The organism is Rhizobium sp. 268, assembly GCF_036571585.1.
Lineage (GTDB): Bacteria > Pseudomonadota > Alphaproteobacteria > Rhizobiales > Rhizobiaceae > Rhizobium > Rhizobium redzepovicii.
In genome coordinates this window covers 283,422-296,996 of sequence record NZ_JAPPSO010000011.1, presented here as the reverse complement: position 1 = coordinate 296,996, position 13,575 = coordinate 283,422, and the positions used below count along the sequence as shown (strand labels likewise).

Annotated in this window: 12 protein-coding genes; 6 read left to right on the top strand and 6 right to left on the bottom strand. The window is 61.8% G+C overall.

Going from position 1 to position 13,575, the window contains the following annotated elements; all coding sequences use genetic code 11:
- Positions 1–55 precede the first annotated feature (55 nt).
- Entirely contained in the window at positions 56–1,537 is a 1,482-nt protein-coding gene (locus tag OS035_RS22785) for a lipopolysaccharide biosynthesis protein (RefSeq protein ID WP_097629170.1), read from the top strand.
- Between the two features lie 54 nt (positions 1,538–1,591).
- Positions 1,592–2,419, top strand: a complete 828-nt coding sequence (locus tag OS035_RS22780) for a glycoside hydrolase family 16 protein (RefSeq protein WP_331814092.1) — start codon at positions 1,592–1,594, stop codon at positions 2,417–2,419.
- A gap of 27 nt (positions 2,420–2,446) precedes the next feature.
- Here the strand turns inward: OS035_RS22780 and OS035_RS22775 are convergent, their stop codons facing one another.
- The 6 genes from OS035_RS22775 to OS035_RS22750 all read right to left on the bottom strand — a co-directional run bounded on the left by OS035_RS22775 (position 2,447) and on the right by OS035_RS22750 (position 8,514).
- Entirely contained in the window at positions 2,447–3,526 is a 1,080-nt protein-coding gene (locus OS035_RS22775) for an ABC transporter ATP-binding protein (protein ID WP_183777495.1), read from the bottom strand.
- On the bottom strand, positions 3,523–4,452 hold the full coding sequence (locus OS035_RS22770; RefSeq protein ID WP_183777496.1) for a PfkB family carbohydrate kinase: 930 nt from the start codon (positions 4,450–4,452) through the stop codon (positions 3,523–3,525). The genes OS035_RS22775 and OS035_RS22770 overlap by 4 nt, the downstream gene beginning before the upstream one ends.
- Positions 4,453–5,475 carry an SIS domain-containing protein gene (locus OS035_RS22765; RefSeq protein WP_183777497.1) on the bottom strand — a complete coding sequence of 341 codons (1,023 nt, stop codon included), beginning with the start codon at positions 5,473–5,475 and terminating at the stop codon, positions 4,453–4,455. It lies immediately after the preceding gene.
- A complete protein-coding gene (locus OS035_RS22760) occupies positions 5,472–6,317 on the bottom strand; it encodes a carbohydrate ABC transporter permease (RefSeq protein WP_097629165.1) in 846 nt (281 codons plus the stop codon). The genes OS035_RS22765 and OS035_RS22760 overlap by 4 nt, the downstream gene beginning before the upstream one ends.
- The gene (locus OS035_RS22755; protein WP_097629164.1) at positions 6,317–7,201 is read right to left on the bottom strand and encodes a carbohydrate ABC transporter permease; all 885 of its coding nucleotides are present in this window, start codon (positions 7,199–7,201) and stop codon (positions 6,317–6,319) included. The genes OS035_RS22760 and OS035_RS22755 overlap by 1 nt, the downstream gene beginning before the upstream one ends.
- A gap of 74 nt (positions 7,202–7,275) precedes the next feature.
- Positions 7,276–8,514, bottom strand: coding sequence for an extracellular solute-binding protein (locus tag OS035_RS22750; RefSeq protein ID WP_097629163.1), 1,239 nt, complete (start codon positions 8,512–8,514; stop codon positions 7,276–7,278).
- 197 nt (positions 8,515–8,711) lie between these two features.
- Here OS035_RS22750 and OS035_RS22745 point away from each other — a divergent pair, with 197 nt between their 5' ends.
- From OS035_RS22745 to OS035_RS22730, 4 genes are all read left to right on the top strand, one after another.
- Positions 8,712–9,917, top strand: coding sequence for an ROK family transcriptional regulator (locus tag OS035_RS22745; protein ID WP_331814091.1), 1,206 nt, complete (start codon positions 8,712–8,714; stop codon positions 9,915–9,917).
- A 364-nt stretch (positions 9,918–10,281) separates the two neighbouring features.
- Positions 10,282–11,637: an extracellular solute-binding protein gene (locus OS035_RS22740; protein ID WP_097629161.1), complete on the top strand. Its 1,356-nt coding sequence runs from the start codon at positions 10,282–10,284 to the stop codon at positions 11,635–11,637.
- Positions 11,638–11,765: 128 nt separating this feature from the next.
- Positions 11,766–12,650: a carbohydrate ABC transporter permease gene (locus OS035_RS22735; RefSeq protein ID WP_012485023.1), complete on the top strand. Its 885-nt coding sequence runs from the start codon at positions 11,766–11,768 to the stop codon at positions 12,648–12,650.
- A gap of 10 nt (positions 12,651–12,660) precedes the next feature.
- Positions 12,661–13,575 (top strand): ABC transporter permease subunit, encoded by a 915-nt coding sequence (locus OS035_RS22730; protein WP_097629160.1) that lies wholly within the window; start codon positions 12,661–12,663, stop codon positions 13,573–13,575.

Below are 13,575 nucleotides of genomic sequence, written 5' to 3'. Positions count from 1 at the left end.
CCTTGCAGCCCCGACCGCCCTCTCAACCCCTCGACGAGAAATAGATAAACCGATCATGTCAAGCGTATCTCAGAGGACGGCGACGGCGAGCATCTGGACGATCAGTGGAAAATTCCTCGCGCGGATGCTTGATTTCGTCAGCCTCCTTGTCCTGGCAAGGCTGCTGAGTCCTGCGGATTTTGGCCTAGTCGCCATCGCGACGTCGGTCCTGGTTATCGTCGAGGCAATCCTGGACCTGCCGTTGACCCAGGCGCTGATGCGTCAATCGTCGCCTTCGGACGAGATGTTCGCCACGGCCTTCACCCTCAGCCTGCTGAGAGGGCTGGCCATCAGCCTGCTGATGATGATCATCTCCTGGCCAATGGCGCTGGTCTACAACGATCCTCGGCTTTTCGCCCTTGTCGCCGTTCTCTCGATTGCGCCTGCGATGCGCAGCGTGGTCAGCCCGCGCATGGTTCTTTTCATGCAGCGGTTCGATTTCAAACGCGAGTTCGCGCTCGATCTCATCGCCAAGGGATCGACATTGCTGTTCGGGGTGGGGGTAGCTGTCGCAACAGGCAGCTATTGGGGGCTGGCGATCGGAGCGGTCGCCGGCCCGACCGCGGCGATGATCACCTCCTATGTTCTTGCGCCGATGCGACCGACGTTCAGCCTTTCCGAATGGAAGCATTTTCAGGACATGATCAGCTGGAATACCGTGTCGCAGGTGTTGAGTTCGATCAACTGGCAGCTGGACCGGCTGCTTCTGCCGCGTTTTACCGGCCTGTCGACATTCGGCGCCTTCAGCGTCGCCGACAATATCGCCGGTATTCCGTATCAAACCTTCGTCGGACCGTTGCTGCGCCCGCTGATGGCGGCCTTCTCCACGGTGGAAGACCGCCGCAACCTGATCGCCGCCTATCTGAAGGCGACGAATGCGATCACCTTCGTCGCGGCACCCATTCTCATTGCGCTTGCCCTTCTCGCCGAGCCGACCGTGCGCATCCTCGTCGGCGAGAAATGGGCATCGGCCGCGCCAATCCTGCAGTGGCTGTGCCTTGTCAGCCTGCTTGGTCTTCCCACAAACATGATGCCACCATTGGCGATGGTCATGAACAATACCCGTTATGTCGCTCTCAGGATGTTTGTCGAGTTCGCCGTCAGGGTCCCGGTCACCATTTTGGGCATCGCCTATTTTCAGGTGTCGGGGGCACTCGGCGCGCGGATCGTGGCAGTCCTCGTCGCCTATGGCGCATCGCTCGTCATCACACGGCGGCTGATCGGCGCGAGTTTTGCCGCGCAATTGAATTCCTTTTTCCGGCCGCTGGCCGCGAGCCTGCCGATGATCGCCTTCCTGCTCTGGGTGGGGCCAATGCTCGTCGCCATGCCTGTCGGCGTCACTCTTGTCGTCTGTGTCGCGCTTTGCGGCGGGGTGGCAGCGGGCATTTTCTGGGCTGTCGCCTTGCTGCTGTGGCAGATGGTCGGAAAGCCCGACGGCATCGAGACCATTGTCGTTCAAAGGCTGATGCCGCGACGAAACGAGGTTCTCACCTCATGATCGAGGCAAATGCCCCCCCGCCGATTGTGTTCAAGCGTTTTCAAGGGAGTAACAATGCGTTACGGGATATCTGCCAAGTGGCTCGGTCTGCTCGTCGTTCTCGGTCTAGGCGCGCTGCCCGGCCAGCCCAGCGTGGCCCAGGAACCGCTCAATATCGATGCATACCAGCTGACATTCGACGAGAGTTTCGACAGCCTCGACGTTTCGGCCTGGGGAGAGAAGAGCTCCCGCTGGATCGCCCATACGCCCTGGAACGGCGATTTCGGTGATGCCCGTTTCACCGATCCGGCTCCCGGCTTTCCGTTTACAACCGATCAGGGAATTTTGAAGATCGAAGCGCGCAAGGAGGCCGACGGCACCTGGCGTTCGGGCTTGCTGTCGTCGGTGAACCCGAAGGGCGAAGGTTTCTCGCAGCAGTTCGGCTATTTCGAAGCACGGATGAAGCTGCCGCCGGGCAAGGGTGTCTGGCCGGCCTTCTGGCTCATCGGGCTCGACCGGTCGAAATATACAGCCGAGATCGACGTACTGGAATATTACGGCCGCGCGCCTTACGAATTCAGCATGGGTTTTCATATCTGGCGTCAGAGCCAAGGCGGCCAGAACTCGACCGGCGGCTATTGGAAAACGGTCGAGGACGGAATTCTAAACAGCGAGTATCATACCTACGGCGTCGATATCCAGGCCGACAAGACGACCTTCTATCTGGATCGGCAATACCTTTGGAGCTTCGACACCCCGAAGGAGTTCCACATGCCGTTCTATCCGCTGGTCAATCTGGCGCTCGGCTCGGGATGGCCGATCGATGGAACGCCGAACCCTTCCATTCTGCTGGTCGATTATATCCATGTTTACAAGCGAAAGCCCGCCGAAGCGGCGAACTGAACGGTCAGCTCAGGGTGCTTGGTCGGCCTATTGCTCGCCGAGGCAGCTGAGACCGGTTTCCAGGTCGAAGAGATGCATGGCCTCTTCGTCGAAGAAGAGGGTCAGTTTTTCGTTGTCCCGGATCGGCGTGCGCGGCGGCAGGCAAGCCATCAGCCGCTGATTTCCCGTAAGCGCGGTGACGACGAGTTCGGGACCGGTCAGTTCCGAAACCTCGGCGGTTGCCTCGATAGACAGGCCGGTGCCGTCGGTGCGAAGCGCCTCGGGACGGATGCCGAGGACGAGATCGCGGCCATTGCCGACGGTACCGCGGAAGCGGGCGGGCAGGGGCAGGATGGCATCGGAGCTTGAAAGCGCCAGACGGCCGTCACGCACCGTCGCCTTCAGCAGGTTCATCGGCGGCGCGCCGACGAAGGTGGCGACATAGAGCGTTGCCGGATGGTTGTAGATCTCTTCCGGTGTGCCGAGCTGCTCGATGCGGCCGTCGCGCATGACGGCGATGCGGCTTGCCAGCGTCATCGCCTCGATCTGGTCATGGGTGACGTAGACGATCGTCGTCTTCAGCATCTGGTGCAGCCGCTTGATCTCGGTACGCATCTCCATGCGCAGCTTGGCGTCGAGATTGGAGAGCGGCTCGTCGAAGAGGAAGACCTCCGGCTTGCGCACCAGCGCGCGGCCGATCGCGACGCGTTGGCGCTGGCCGCCGGAAAGCTGGCTAGGCTTGCGCTCGAGGAGGGTCTCGATCTGCAGCAGTTTTGCAGCGTCGCGCACCGACCTGTCGCGCTCTTCCGCCGGTACCTTGCGCATTTCCAGGCCGAAGCCGATGTTCCGATGCACCGTCAGATTGGGATACAGCGCATAGGATTGAAAGACCATGGCGATGTCGCGGTCCTTCGGATGCACGCCGAGCACCGAGCGCCCGCCGATCCTGACGTCGCCGCTCGTTGCCTCGGCAAGGCCCGCAATGATGTTCAGGAGCGTGGACTTGCCGCAGCCCGACGAGCCGAGCAGCACGAGGAATTCGCCGCTTTCCAGCGAAATGTCGATGCCTTTCAGCGTCTCGACTTCGCCATAGGTCTTACGGATGTTCTGGATGTCGAGCGCGCTCATGACACGGGCTCCTGAAGGGATGACGGATTACCGTAGCTACGGGGCAGGGTGGAAATGGCGCGCGAGGCGATCTCGGTACCCGCTTTCAGACAGGAGATCAAAGGCTCGTCCTTTGCGAGCGCGGCGAGGAAGGCGGCGTTGAAGACATCGCCGGCGCCGATCGTATCGACGACCTTGACGACGGGTGCAGGCACCGAAGCCGGCAGGCCGTCTGGCCCGATGGCGACGGCGCCGTCCGGGCCGCGTTTGACGACGACGATCGCACCTTCCGGCATGTGCGACCTGATTTCGTGGGCAGCCTCGATCGGATCGGCGATGCCGGCAAGCGTTGTCGTCTCGACCTCGTTCAGCAATGCGATGCCGCTGCGGGAGAGCCAGGCGCGTGTCGCCGTGCAGTTCTCTTCCTTCCAACCGTCGAGCGGCCAGCCTGTGTCGAGCGCGACGGTGATGTCATGGCTATCGGCCCAATCGAAGAGAGCGTCGTATTCTCTCGTCAGATCTTCGGTCAGGAAGGCGCCGCAGAGCAGCGCATAGCCGCCCCGGAGTCTTGCGCCGTCGATGACGGCGAAGACATCGGCAAGCGCGAAGCGCGGCAGGTGGCCCGTCGTCGTGAAGAAGGTGCGCTCGCCATCCGGATGGGTGATGCCGACGGAGAGCGTCGTCTTCTCAGGACGGACCGGCCAGTTCTCCGAACGATGCCCGAAGGCTTCGGCGAGCCAGCGGCCGAACTGGTCGCTGCCGATATTGGCGGCGATCTCGAATTCGATGCCGAGCGCCTGCCAGGCGAGCGCGCTGTTGCCGGCCGATCCGCCGACCCTGAGCTCGTCATGATCGACGATGATTTCCGTCCCGGCTTTCGGCCAGGGGGCCGCCGGTCCGAGGATGAGGTCGACATTGACGTTGCCGATGACTGCAAGCGGCCGCATTCATTCGCTCCGGGTAATCTTGGTGGAACGGACCGGCGTTCCGGCATTATCCACGCGGGCGTCGGCAAAGGCGATCATCAGCCGCTGGGCGACCGGCAGCATGGCGAAGATCGCCGCAAGGCCCGTCGCAGGGGTAAAGCGGATCGTCACCGCGCCGGCGACCGGCGCTTGGCCGGATGCGTCGAACAGGATGACCGGCGCGCCGGTGTCGACCGCGGAGACCGCCATAGCCGTCACCAAGCCGGCCGTCTCGTCCAGGCCGCGGAACAGCACCAGACCGATCTCAGGCCCCAGCATCTCCATCGGCCCATGGCGCAGTTGGCCGCCTTCGAGCGAGAAACAGGGACGGCGCGATAATTCGGTCAACCCAAGCGCCAGCGCCTCGGCAACACCCTGCAGGCGGCGGCCCGAGGTGACGACGGTCGCGACGTTTTCGAGCGCGGCCAGCGCCGCGGCGATGTCATGGTCTTTGGGTGCCCCGAGGACGGCAAGTGCGGCCGTGGGATCTTCGCCGAGGGCGGAAAGGATTGCCAGATGCAGGGCGAGGGTCACCGTCAGGCTGCGGGTCGCGGCAAAGGCAAGTTCGGTGCCGCCGCTGCCGACCAGCGACGGGGCGGTGCTGGCAAGGAAGGAAGTGGCTTCGAGCGTCAGGCCGAAGGTCTCCTGCGGGCCGCCGGTCTCTTCGAACCAGCGCAGGACTTCGGCACTTTCGCCCGATTGCGAGGTGACGAAGACCGTCTTGCCGGCGATCGGCAGCGGCTGGCCGAGCTGTTCGGAGAGCGGCAGGGCGACGGCATCGATGCCGAGGGTGCGGTAGAGCGGCTCGACGGCGCGGTTGACGGCATGCGAGCCGCCCATGCCGAGCAAGAGCAGCCGGCCGGTCTTCTTCAGCGACGTAGCGGCTCTTGCCGCCATCGGTGCGGTGGCATCATAGGAGGCGAGCGCATCGGCGTGCTGACGCGCCATCTCGCGGTCAATTGCGGCAAGTCCGGCCGGCCGGGTTCGTTCTGTCGTCATATTCATCCCTTGACGCCGCCGCTGGTGAGCCCTGAAATCAGGGCGCGTTGCATGACGAGACCGATCAGCACCGGGGGCAGGGCGGCGAGCACGCCTGCCGTGGCGATCAGTCCGTAATCGGAAACGCGGCCGCCGGCGAGATCGGCAATGGCGACGGTCAGCGTCTTGGCGCGCTGGTCGGAGGTGAAGAGCAGCGCATAGAAGAATTCGTCCCAGCCTAGCAGGAATGCAAAGAGGCTGGATGTCGCGACGACAGGGGCGGCGAGCGGCAGCGTGATAATCCTCAGCGTCTGGAACAGGCCGGCGCCGTCGATCATCGCGGCGGATTCGATCTCGCGCGGGATGGAATCGAAGCCCGATTTCATCAGCCAGGTGGTGAAGGGTGCTAGGATTGTCAGATAGACCAAGGCAAGGCCGAAGACGTTGTTCAGCATGCCGAGATGAGAGAGACCCATATAGAGCGGCACGGCAAGCGCCACCGGCGGCAGCATATAGGTGGCGATCACCATCGACAGCGACCATCCGACAGAAGGCGTGCGCGACACGGCCCAGCCGGCCGGAATGGCAAGGGCGATGGCGGCGATCGTCGCCATGCCCGCCACCTCGATGCTGTTGCGCAACGACGAAGTAAACGCGGCGCCGGCGCTGTTTTCGAGCGTCGAAAGCAGCACGGCGTAGCGAGAGAAATCCGCCGCCTGCGGCCACCAGCGCAGCGGCTTTGCCGCAAGATCGGCGGCCGGCGAGATGCTCATGATGAACAGCCAAAGGATCGGCGCCAGGATGACGGCGGCAAGCAGCAGCGCGCTGACATAGATGAAGGCAGAAAAGAGTGGATTTTGGCGTTCCATCAGGCCGCACTCCCGGCAGTCTTGCGCACCAGGGCGGCATAACCGGCGGCCAGCAGGGTCACCAGCAGCGTTACGATCAGGGCCAGCGAGGCGCCCGAGCCCGCCCGCTGGAAGGAGAAGGCCTCCTGATAGACAAGGATCGACAGCGTGCGGGTGCTATTGGCAGGGCCGCCGCGGGTCATCACCCAGATGATGTCGAATACCTTGAAGGCTTCGATCGTGCGCAGCACCAGCGCCACCATCAGCGGACCGGCGAGATAGGGCAGGATAACGAAGCGGAAGCGCGCGAAGGGGCCGGCGCCGTCGACGAGGGAGGCGGCGGTGATGTCGCGCGGCACGGCCTGGAGCGCGGCCAGTGCGATCAGCGCCACCAGCGGGAAGTTCTTCCAGCAGTCGGCGACGATGAGAGCGGCCAGCGCCGTGCCGGGTTCGCCAAGCCAGGAGCGATAGGCGTCGAGAAGACCGAGCTGCGTCAGCGCGGCGTTCAGCGCACCGTACTCCGGATTGTAGATCAGCCGCCAGAGCGTGGCGTTGACGACGGTCGGCAGCGCCCAGGGGAGGATCATCAGGGCGCGAAGCGCAGTACGGCCGCGGAATTGCTGGTTCAGCAGCAGGGCGGCAAGGACGCCGATCACCATTTCGGCGGCAACCGAGACGATCGCGAACCATGTGGTGGTGATCAGCGTGCGCTGGAAATTCGAGCCGGAAATCATCTTGGCGTAATTGTCGATGCCGACGAAGCTGCCCTCGGTGCCGACGAGCTTGGCATCGGTGAAGGAGAGGCCGACCGTATCGATCAAAGGCCAGCCAATGACGGATATCATGACCACGAGAAGCGGCAGCATCAACAGCCACGCGCGAGTTGTCAGCCAAGTGCCCGACATCGAGGCGACCCTTCTTCATTCTTTAGTTTTGGAGGCCGGGCGACGGCAGGCGGCGCCCGGGTTTCTGAGTTTGATCAGAGGCCGCTATTGTCGGCCGCCGATTTCAGCGCATCCTCCGGAGAGGACTGGCCGAGCAGGGATTCCTGGATCGCCTGCTGCAGCGCGGTCGAGAGCTCCTGATATTTCGGCGTCGTCGGACGCGGATACATGGCCGCAAGGCCGATCTTGGCGGCGGAGATCAGCTCTTCCTGGCCCTTGGTGACCGCCGGGTCCTCATAGGAGGATGCCCAGATCGGCAGGCTCAGCTTGGCATAGGCATTCTGCGTCGCCTGCGACGTCATGAAGGTGATGTATTTCCAGGCCTCGTCGGGATGCTGGCTGGCGGAAGTGATGCCGAGGCCCATCGAGCCGTTGACGGCAGACGCCTGGCTTTTACCGGCAACACCCGGCGCCGGCACGACGCCGACCTTGCCCGCGACCTTGCTGTCCTTCGGGTCGTTGGCCATGTTATACATGTAGGTCCAATTCAAAGCGAAGGCGGCATCACCGTTTTCGAAGACCTTGCGGACATCCTCTTCCAGGAATTCCTTGGAGTTCGGGTTGGTCAGGCCGGAGGAATAGCTGGAGACCATGTATTTCAGCGCATCGAGGCCGCCGCCGCTCTGGAAGGCCGGCTTGCCGTCCTTGAGGAAATCGCCGCCATAGGCGCTGACGAGCGTGGTGTAGTCGCAGATCGCGGCTTCGGCCTGCGACCAGCTCCAGGCGATCGGCGTGGCGAGCAAGCCCTTGTCCTTGATCGCCTTTGCCTGCTCGGTCAGCTCGTCCCAGGTCTTCGGCGGCGCCTTGATGCCGGCCTTTTCGAGGATTTCCTTGTTGTAGAACAGGTATTTGGTATCGAGGATCCACGGCATGCCGTAATATTTGCCGTCATACTGCACGGTGGTCCAGGCGCCAGGCAGCACGCCCTTCTTCATCTGGTCGGTGATGCGGGAGGAGACATCGACCAGCACCTTGTTGGTGGCGTATTCGGCCGGCCAGATAACATCGAAGAGCACGACGTCGTAACCGCCGCCGGAACCCTGCGCCAGCACCGTCTTGTCGTGCAGGCCCTCATAGGGAACGAATTCGAGATTGACCTTGATATCGGGGTTCGCCTTGGCGAAGGCGTCGGTCATGGCGCGCACATCGGCCTCGCTGTAAGCGGCCTGCGCCATGAAAAGCGCGTTCAGCGTCGTTTCGGCGAAAGCATGCGGCGCAAGAGATGCGCCGATCAAGGCCGCACCCAGAAGCGTCTTGGTAAAGGATTTCAGCATTGCAGCCTCCAGTTTTTGACATTTACGCATTGCCAAGGGCGGCCCTCCGCCATCGGTGTTCGAGAAGTCGTCTCGGAGCGTCGTCGGAGCCCGTGTCGGCGTCCTGCGTTCCCTGGAACTCTCCGGTCCCTTATTAAGTCAATTGTCTTGACTTATTACTTCTTCAACATTCTACTGGAGTCAAGAGGCAATTGCACATGAATGACAGCCGGCCGATCCGGGCCAAGAGCGGCACCAACCACGAAGGCACCAGCGCGCATAACCGGCGCGTGATGATCGATGCCTTGAGGATCAATGGTGAACTTTCACGCGCCGATCTGGCGCGGGCGACATGGCTGACCAAGCAGACGGTGTCGAATATCATCGAGGAACTCGAGCGCGATGGTCTCGTCCGTTCGCAGGAGCCGGTGCGCAAGGGCAGGGGGCAGCCCTCGACGCCCTACGGGCTCGTGCCCGAAGGCGCCTTCGCGATCGGCCTGCAGATCGATCGGCATGTGACGCGAGCGGTCGCCGTCGATCTCATCGGCAGTGTTCTGATGCGCGCAGAAGCCGGCCTTCCGCCCGGAGGTCCCTCGACGGGAGCAAAGGTCATCCTCGATCTGGTCGCCGATGTGCGCTCCAAGCTTGCCGGGATCGTCCAGCAGTCGGAAAAGCGAATGGTCGGTCTCGGTGTCGCCATGCCCGGGCCCTTCGGGGTCGCCGGTAGCGGCGACGATCCGTGGATGATGGAGGCCTGGCAAAAGTTCCCGCTGCTGGAAAGGCTGGCCGCCGGCACCGGGCTCGACGTTGGCCTGCAGAACGATGCTGCTGCTGCGGCGACCGCCGAGCGCATGGTGGGAGCCGCCCATGGTGTCGACCATGCGGTCTGCCTCTTCGTCGGCTACGGCATCGGCGCCGGCCTCATTCTGAACGGCGAGCTCTACCGTGGCGCCAACGGCAATGCCGGCGAGATCGGCATGGCGCTGCTGTTTGCCGACGGCAAATCGACGCCGCTCGAACATCGCGCTTCGCTCGCCTCGCTCTATCAGCATCTCTCGGCCGATCCTGCCGATCCCCATCTCCCTGCACGCATCAACGACCTTGCCTCAAGGGGCGATCCAAACATTAAGACCTGGATCGAGGCGGCGGCAGTGGACCTGCGCTGGAGCATCCATCTCATCGAAACGGTCTTCGATCCGCAGACTGTGATCCTGTGCGGCAGTGCCCCGGAAGCGCTGGTGAAAAGGTTGATCGCCGCCATCGGCCCGCTGCTGCCCTCGATCGCCGAACGACCTGGCCGCATGCTCCCGCGCCTGCAGCCCGGCATGGCCGATCCCTGGTCGGTGGCGATCGGTGCGGCCGCCGGACCGATCAGCCGTGCATTCGATCCCCGGTTCGCTGCAATTTTGAAGGATTTCCTTTAAATCTGGGGTTAAAACCAGGCGTTGCACAGCAGTGCAATGGCGGCGAGATAGGCGATTTTGCAAGTTTTCATGCGGCGGTAGCTTCGAATAATGATGCTGCGTCGCAATATAGGCAAATATTGAAAACCCTTGAAATTCATAAATATTCGAATACAAATATAAATGTTCGGCAGTGCGCTGGGGAGGCTGGCGAGGCTTCTCTAAATATAGCCTCGGCCGTGGCAAATAACATCCGCATGAAGGTTTTGTGACGGAACGATTTCGATCGTTTCATGTCATGTAATATTCATTGGCCGCGGCAATTTGAACCAGCTAATAGGGCGTGCGCCGAAAGTGCGCGTCCTTTTTTACGTTCGAGGTTCTCATGCAAGCCAAGCTTCTCGGCGCCGTTGGCGCCCTTCTCGCTACAGCGTTTCTTGCCGGTCCCGCTGCCGCCGCCGATAAGACCAAGATTGACTTCTGGTTCGGCAATTCCGGTGACATCGCAAAGCGTGTCCAGGAACAGTGCGATCGCTTCAACCAGTCGCAGGCCGATTACGAAGTCGCCTGCACCAGCCAGGGCAGCTACGACGCGTCGCTGCAGAACACCATTGCCGCCTTCCGCGCCGGCAAGCAGCCGACCATCGCTCAGGTCTCCGACGCCGGCACGCTCGACATCATGCTTTCCGGCGCCTACTACCCGGCCAACCAGCTGATGACGGACATGGGCTACACCGTCGACTGGAAAGATTACTTCTCCGGCATTGCTAACTATTACGCGACGTCCAAGGGCGAGATGTACTCCTTCCCCTTCAACTCCTCGACCGCATTGCTCTACTGGAACAAGGATGCCTTCGCCAAGATCGGCAAGGACCATGCTCCGGCCACCTGGCAGGAAGCCGGCGAAGATTTCAAGGCTCTGAAGGATGCAGGCTATGCTTGCCCGCTCGCCTTCGACATCTCCAACAACGAAGTCTGGCAATATGTCGAGCAGTTCGAAGCCGTTAACGGCGAAGCGATCGCGACGAAGAAGAACGGCTTTGAAGGCCTCGACGCCGAACTGACCTACAACAAGAACCCGCTGCTCGTGAGCTACATCAAGGACCTCAAGTCCTGGTATGACAACAAGCTGGCTTTCATCAAGAACAAGGCCGTCGGCCAGACCTTCGTCGAAGCCTTCGCCGCCGGCGATTGCCAGGTCATCCTGACCTCGGTCGGCGACCACGGCAATATCGGCCGCACCGCCAAGCAGGGCATGAACTGGGGCGTTGCCATGCTCCCGACCTACGGCACTGCAACCCGCCACAGCTCCTATGTCGGCGGCGCGTCGCTCTGGGTTCTGAAGGGTCACACCGACGCCGAATACAAGGCTGCCGCTGCCTTCTTCAACTTCATCGCAAAGCCGGAAGAAGCCCTGACCTGGTCGACGGTCACCGGCTATATCCCGGTTCGTAACTCCGGCTTCGAATATCTCAAGAAGCAGGGCTTCTACGACAAGGCTCCTTATGCCGGCCGTGAGCTGGCGATTCAGAGCCTGACGGCATCGCCTGCCGACGACACGGCGCCGCACGGCATCCGTCTCGGCGGCCTGTTGCAGGTCCGCACCGAAATCGCCAACGGCCTGCAGGCGATCTTCGTCAACAATGCCGACGTCCAGGCTTCGCTCGACGGCGCTGCCGAACGCGGCAACCAGCTGCTGCGCCGCTTCCAGCAGACCTATAAGAACGTTCAGCTCCCCTGATCGGCTGATATCAGACGCACCCGGCCCGCCTTGCGCGCGCCGGGTGCGTCTTCGCAAGTTCTCTTCATCGGTCGCGGATGCAAAGCTGCTGCCCGCTTTAAACGAAATCATGGCGAAAACGACCACTCATGGAAAAGCGCGTCACTTTCTCCTCGACGACGATCGGACTGCTCTTCGCCTTTCCGATGCTGCTACTGATCTTCGTCTTCTTCTATTGGCCGAGTGCGCAAGCGCTCTATTGGGCGTTCACGCTCGAGCAGCCATGGGGCGGCGGCAACGCCTGGGTCGGTTTCGACAATTTCAAGCAGTTGCTCAGCGACCCCATCTATTGGGAGTCGATCACCCGCAGCATGATCTTCGGCTTCAGCTCGACGGCGATCGCCATGGGGATGGCGCTCATCCTGGCGCTTTTGACGGATCGCGAGCTGCGCGGCCACAAGATCTACCGGTCGGTCTTCATCTGGCCTTATGCGATTGCCGCTCCCGCTCTCGGTCTCGCCTTCCGCTTCATCCTGGCGCCGGAGGCCGGCCTCCTGTCGGTCATCAATCATGTCTGGCCCGGTCTCTGGAACCCGGCACTCGACGGCAAGGACGCGATGATCGCCGTCATCATCGCCTTTTCCTGGAAATATATCGGCTATAATTTCATCTTCTTCCTTTCGGCGCTTCAGGGCATTCCGCGCTCGCTGATCGAGGCTGCGGCCATGGACGGGTCCGGGCCGCTGCGCCGGATGTGGGATCTCCAGCTGCCGCTGCTGACGCCGACATTGTTCTTCCTGCTCGTCATCAACATCACCGAAAGTTTCCAGGATTCCTTCGGCATCGTCGACGTCATGACGCAGGGCGGGCCGGCACGTGCGACCGAACTCATGGTCTACAAGATCTATTTCGACGGGTTCAGGGGGCTCGATTATTCGGGCGCCGCCGCCCAGTCGATCATCCTGATGGCGCTCGTCGTCCTGCTCACCATCTTCCAGTTCCGCTTCATTGAGCGGCGCGTGCACTACAAGTGAGGTCGCGGACATGATCGAACGCACGCCGATATTCAACTTCATCTGCTATACACTTCTGGCACTCGGCATGGTGATCGCGCTTCTGCCTTTCGTCATCGTCATTATCGCATCGACGCTCGATCTGGAGACGGTCAACCGAGTGCCGCTACCGCTGACCCCGAGCTCGCATTTCTGGGAAAATGCTCAGGCCGCCTGGATCCGCGCCGATCTCGGCAACAAGCTGATTCACAGCATCATCTTCGCGGCTGCGGTTGGTGCCGGCAAGGTTATCCTTTCCGCCATGGCCGCCTTCTCGATCGTCTACTTCCGTTTCCGCGGTCGGCATCTGATCTTCTGGATCATCTTCATCACCCTGATGCTGCCGCTGGAAGTCCGCATCGTGCCGACCTATTCGATCGCGGCCAACGCGCTGCAGCCTTTCCAGACGATTCTCGATATCACCGGAATTACCGCGCTGGTCGCCTGGGTGTCCGGCATCCAGATTAAGCTCGAATGGGGTCTGCTGAATTCCTATACCGGCCTGGTGGCGCCGCTCGTCGCAACCGCGACCGGCACCTTCCTTTACCGCCAGTTCTATCTGACCGTTCCGGACGAGCTTGCCGAGGCCTCGAAGATGGACGGCTCGGGTCCGGTCCGGTTTTTCTGGGACATTCTGCTGCCGCTGTCGCGACCAAACATGATCGCACTGTTTACCATCATGTTCGTCTGGGCCTGGAACCAGTATCTCTGGCCGTTGTTGATTACTACCGACCCGAGTTTCGGCATCGCGGTGACGCAGCTCAAGACCCTCATCCCATCCGAATTCGGCCTGCCCGACTGGAACGTCGCCATGGCAGGTACACTTATCATCATGTCGCCTCCGCTGGTGCTCGTCATCCTGATGCAGCGTTGGTTCGTGCGCGGCCTTATTTCTACCGAGAAATGA

Coding starts and splice junctions, on each gene's coding strand:
- OS035_RS22785 (WP_097629170.1), top strand. CDS start 56: ATGTCAAGCGTATCTCAGAGGACGGCGACGGCGAGCATCTGGACGATC.
- OS035_RS22780 (WP_331814092.1), top strand. CDS start 1,592: ATGCGTTACGGGATATCTGCCAAGTGGCTCGGTCTGCTCGTCGTTCTC.
- OS035_RS22775 (WP_183777495.1), bottom strand. CDS start 3,526: ATGAGCGCGCTCGACATCCAGAACATCCGTAAGACCTATGGCGAAGTC.
- OS035_RS22770 (WP_183777496.1), bottom strand. CDS start 4,452: ATGCGGCCGCTTGCAGTCATCGGCAACGTCAATGTCGACCTCATCCTC.
- OS035_RS22765 (WP_183777497.1), bottom strand. CDS start 5,475: ATGAATATGACGACAGAACGAACCCGGCCGGCCGGACTTGCCGCAATT.
- OS035_RS22760 (WP_097629165.1), bottom strand. CDS start 6,317: ATGGAACGCCAAAATCCACTCTTTTCTGCCTTCATCTATGTCAGCGCG.
- OS035_RS22755 (WP_097629164.1), bottom strand. CDS start 7,201: ATGTCGGGCACTTGGCTGACAACTCGCGCGTGGCTGTTGATGCTGCCG.
- OS035_RS22750 (WP_097629163.1), bottom strand. CDS start 8,514: ATGCTGAAATCCTTTACCAAGACGCTTCTGGGTGCGGCCTTGATCGGC.
- OS035_RS22745 (WP_331814091.1), top strand. CDS start 8,712: ATGAATGACAGCCGGCCGATCCGGGCCAAGAGCGGCACCAACCACGAA.
- OS035_RS22740 (WP_097629161.1), top strand. CDS start 10,282: ATGCAAGCCAAGCTTCTCGGCGCCGTTGGCGCCCTTCTCGCTACAGCG.
- OS035_RS22735 (WP_012485023.1), top strand. CDS start 11,766: ATGGAAAAGCGCGTCACTTTCTCCTCGACGACGATCGGACTGCTCTTC.
- OS035_RS22730 (WP_097629160.1), top strand. CDS start 12,661: ATGATCGAACGCACGCCGATATTCAACTTCATCTGCTATACACTTCTG.